We start from the raw sequence: 4,256 nt of genomic DNA on the forward strand, positions 1-4,256 counted from the left end.
CCGCCAGGAGCATCAGCTCGATCGCCATGAGCAGCACGATCACGTTCTTGCGGTTGATGAAGAGTCCGGCGACCGCGATACAGAAGAGGATCGCGCCGAGGACGATGTAATGGGAAAGCGTGATCACTTGGCGTTCTCCTGCGTCGGGTCGACGACCGGCGCCGGGGCCGGGCTGACGGAAGCCATCTGTTCGCTGGCAACCTTGATCACGCGAACGCGGTCGGTGGCCTGGACCACGACCTGCTGGGCCGCAGACTGGTGACGAACACCGACGCGCTGGCGCAGGGTCAGGGCGACGGCGGCGACGATACCCACGGTGAGGATCAGGGCGGCGATCTCGAACGGCAGCAGGAAGTCGGTGTACAGGGCCTGGCCCAGCCACGCGACGTTCGAGTTACCGGCCGGGTTCGGACCGAGCGTGTGGGCGTGCATGGCTTTCACGCCGATCATCGCTAGCATTTCGACCAGCATGACCACCGCGACGACGATGCCCACTGGCAGGTAGCGAATGAAGCCCTCGCGGACGACCTCCTGCTTGATGTCCAGCATCATGACCACGAACAGGAACAGCACCATCACCGCGCCGACGTAGACGACTACCAGCGCAACGGCCAGGAACTCCGCTTCGGCCAACAGCCATACGCAGGCCATGCTGAAGAAGGTCAGCACCAGCGAGAGCACGGCGTGGACCGAGTTCTTCACGGTGATCACCATCAGCGCACCGATAACGGCCACCGCGGCGAAGAGGTAGAAACAGATGAGTTGAAGCAGATCGGTATTCATCGAGTTCTCCGGGCGCTCAGCGGTAAGCCGCGTCTTGCGCGCGGGCGGCAGCGATGTCCTGCTCGAACCGGTCACCAATGGCCAGCAACTGGGCCTTGGTTACTACGTTCTCGCCGCGATTTTCGAAGTGGTACTCGTGCACGTGCGTCTCGACGATCGAATCCACCGGGCAGCTCTCTTCGCAGAAGCCGCAGAAGATGCACTTGAACAGGTCGATGTCGTAGCGCGTGGTGCGGCGCTGGCCATCTTCCGGACGCGGTGCCGAGTCGATCGTGATCGCCAGCGCCGGGCACACCGCCTCGCACAGCTTGCAGGCGATGCAGCGCTCTTCACCGTTGGCGTAACGGCGCAGGGCGTGCAGGCCACGGAAGCGGTTCGACTTGGGAATGTGCTCGAACGGATAGCGAACGGTGTATTTCGGGCTGAACATGTAGCGCATGGTCAGGCCCATGCCCTTGAACAGCTCGATGAGCAGCAGGCTTTTGAGATAGTGGGTTACGCGGGTCATGGCTTTCAGGCTCCCGTGCCGAGGTGGACCCAGCCGAAATACTTCATGCAGCCGGCGACGAGGACCCAGACGATGGTGATGGGGATGAAGACCTTCCAGCCGAGACGCATGATCTGGTCATAGCGGTAGCGCGGGAAGCTCGCGCGGAACCACAGGAACAGGAAGGCGAAGAAGAAGGCCTTGATGAAGAGCCAATGGAAACCGCCGTGGCCGATCAGGCCCCAGCTTTCCGGGAACGGTGAGAGCCAGCCGCCCATGAAGAAGATCGAGGTCAGGAAGCTGACCAGGATCATGTTGGCGTATTCGGCCAGGAAGAACAGCGCGAACGGCGAGCCGGAGTATTCGACGTGGAAGCCCGCGACGATTTCGGATTCGCCTTCCGCCACGTCGAACGGTGCGCGGTTGGTTTCCGCCACGCCCGAGACGAAGTAGATGACGAACACCGGCAGCAGCGGCAGCCAGTACCAGGTGAAGAAGTTACCCGACTGCGCGTGGACGATGGCCGAGAGGTTCAGGCTACCGGTCAGCACCAGCACGCAGACGATGGACATACCCATCGACAGTTCGTACGAGATCACCTGCGCCGCGGCACGCATCGCACCGAGCATCGCGTAGCGCGAGTTCGATGCCCAGCCGGCGAGGATGATGCCGTACACACCCATCGAGGTCATGGCCAGCAGGTAGAGCACGCCGGCGTTGACGTTGGCGAGAACCACTTCCGGACCGAACGGCACCACGGCCCACGCGGCGAGCGCGGGGACCAGGGCGAGCATCGGCGCGAGAAAGTAGAGCGCGCGGTTGGCGTTGGTGGGAAGGACGACTTCCTTCAGGAGCAGCTTGACGACGTCGGCGAAGGCCTGGAGCAAGCCGGCGGGACCGACCTTGTTCGGCCCCATGCGGACGTGCATCCAGCCGAGCACCTTGCGCTCCCACCAGACGTACAGCGCGACGCCAATGACCAGCGGCAGCACGATCGCCAGGATGTAGAGCACCGGCATCAAGACGTGATCGAAGAGTTGAGCGCCCATGGTTACGCCTTGCTCACGGTGATGGCCGCGCCGTACGGAGGCAGCATGGCGGTTTCGGAGTGCGCGGCTTCGATCCACGCGGCACCATCAGGCACCGAGGCATCGATAACCACCGGAAGGACGGCATCGCCGATGCGCGCGTTGGCGCCATCGATAAGACCGAGCTTGCCGGCGGCGTCCGCGTTGATGCGGATGGCAGCGGCACGGTTCAGCGGGTGCGAAGCCAGGGCGCCGGCACGACGGACCACCGCGTCGACGCGGTAGATCGGCGTGGTGGCCAGACGCGAGAAGCTCACGCCCGAGGCACGCGTCGCAAGCGAGGGACGAACCTCCGACGCGCGCTCGGTCAGGCCCGCGCGCAGACCGACGAGATCGTCGAACTCGAAACCGGCAACACCGAGCATGCCACCCAGCGCACGCAACACCTTCCAGCCCGGASGCGCATCGCCCGGTGCCTTGGCACCCGGCAGCACGGTCTGTGCGGTGCCTTCGACATTGACTAGGGTCGCGTCGATCTCCGGCGTCAGGCCGATCGGCAGGATCACATCGGCGGAGTCCTTCAGCGCATCGCTGGCGAAGGCGGCGAAAGCGACCACGGTCTGCGCCGAATGCATCGCCTGCAGGGCAAGCGTGCCATCGGCGAAGTCGTGCGGCGGCTCGACGTTGTAGAGCACGTAGCCCTTGCGGGCCTGGGTCAGCATGCCGCGCGCATCGAGACCGCCCGCCGTCGGCAGGACGCCGACCGACGCCAGGCCCAGCGCGTTGGCACCGACCGGGATCTCATTGAACGAGGCGCCGGCAGCCTGCGCGATGAAGCGCGCGATGGCTCGCAGCCACGAGGCTTCCGGATGCGTCACCGCGGCGTGGCCGAGGATAACGACGGCGTTGTCGCCGAGCGCCTTGAAGGCGGCGCGGTGGGCGTCGGTCGTGTCCACGCCATTAAGAGCGGAGGCAATCGATTCCGGCACCGTGGCACCGTTCTCGCTGGCGGCCTTGGCCAGGATCAGCAGTTCGGCGACCAGCGCGTGCGGCGCGGCGACGGACTCGCCGGCCAGCGGGTAGTTGAAGTTGAAGTGGGCCGGGTTGACCGCGTAGACGCTGGCACCCTTCTTCACCGCCTGACGGATGCGGTGGTTGAGGAGCGGCACTTCGTTACGCAGGTCGGAACCGACCAGCAGCGCCGCCTTCACCTTGTCGAACGAGGCGATCGGCGAGGCGAAGGCCTTCGCGAACGCGTTGTCGGCAAAGTCGAGCTGACGCAGGCGATGGTCGACATGGGCGCTACCCAGGCCACGGGCGAGACGGACGAGCAGTTCGCCCTCCTCGTTCGACGTGGCCGGATTCACCAGCACGCCGAGATCCGAACCCGGAACGCTCTTGAGCGCTTCCTTCGCAACCGCGAGCGCGTCATCCCAGGTCGTTGCCGACCACTGGCCGTTGCGCTTGACCATCGGGGACTTCACGCGATCCGCGGCGTACAGGCCCTGGTGGCTGTAACGGTCGCGATCGGACAACCAGCATTCGTTGATCGTCTCGTTGTCGCGCGGCACGTTGCGCAGCACTTCACCGCGGCGCGTGTGCATCCACAGGTTCGAACCCAGCGCGTCGTGGTAACCGACGGACGGGCGTGCCACCAGCTCCCAGGCGCGGGCCTGGAACTGGAACGGCTTGTTGGTCAGCGCGCCGACCGGGCAAACGTCGATGATGTTGCCCGACAGTTCACTCTCGATGGTCTTGCCGATGTAGGTACCGATCTCCAGGTTCTCGCCACGGCTCATGCCGCCGAGTTCGTACGTGCCGGCGATCTCGCTGGTGAAGCGAACGCAGCGCGTGCACTGGATGCAGCGGGTCATCTCGGTCGCGATAAGCGGCCCGAGGTTCTCGTCGGAAACGGTGCGCTTGCGCTCGTTGTAGCGCGACACCGAGCGGCCATAGCC

5 protein-coding genes are annotated in these 4,256 nt (G+C 65.0%); all 5 read right to left on the bottom strand.

All coding sequences use genetic code 11. The annotated features are described in order from the left end of the window. The coding region (locus AC1DT2_RS16770; RefSeq protein ID WP_477297587.1) for an NADH-quinone oxidoreductase subunit K at window positions 1-127 on the bottom strand (127 nt) is incomplete at its 3' end. Next, window positions 124-783, bottom strand: coding sequence for an NADH-quinone oxidoreductase subunit J (locus tag AC1DT2_RS16775; protein ID WP_063571795.1), 660 nt, complete (start codon window positions 781-783; stop codon window positions 124-126). The genes AC1DT2_RS16770 and AC1DT2_RS16775, both read right to left, overlap by 4 nt. 16 nt (window positions 784-799) lie before the next feature. Continuing rightward, window positions 800-1,291 carry an NADH-quinone oxidoreductase subunit NuoI gene (gene nuoI, locus AC1DT2_RS16780; protein ID WP_063571794.1) on the bottom strand — a complete coding sequence of 164 codons (492 nt, stop codon included), beginning with the start codon at window positions 1,289-1,291 and terminating at the stop codon, window positions 800-802. A 5-nt stretch (window positions 1,292-1,296) separates the two neighbouring features. Further along, window positions 1,297-2,319 (bottom strand): NADH-quinone oxidoreductase subunit NuoH, encoded by a 1,023-nt coding sequence (gene nuoH / locus AC1DT2_RS16785; RefSeq protein ID WP_063571793.1) that lies wholly within the window; start codon window positions 2,317-2,319, stop codon window positions 1,297-1,299. A 2-nt stretch (window positions 2,320-2,321) separates the two neighbouring features. Beyond that, window positions 2,322-4,256 (bottom strand): molybdopterin-dependent oxidoreductase (locus AC1DT2_RS16790; protein ID WP_477297585.1); only part of this gene is annotated, 1,935 nt, incomplete at its 5' end.

The organism is Luteibacter sp. P4_E6, from assembly GCF_056401535.1.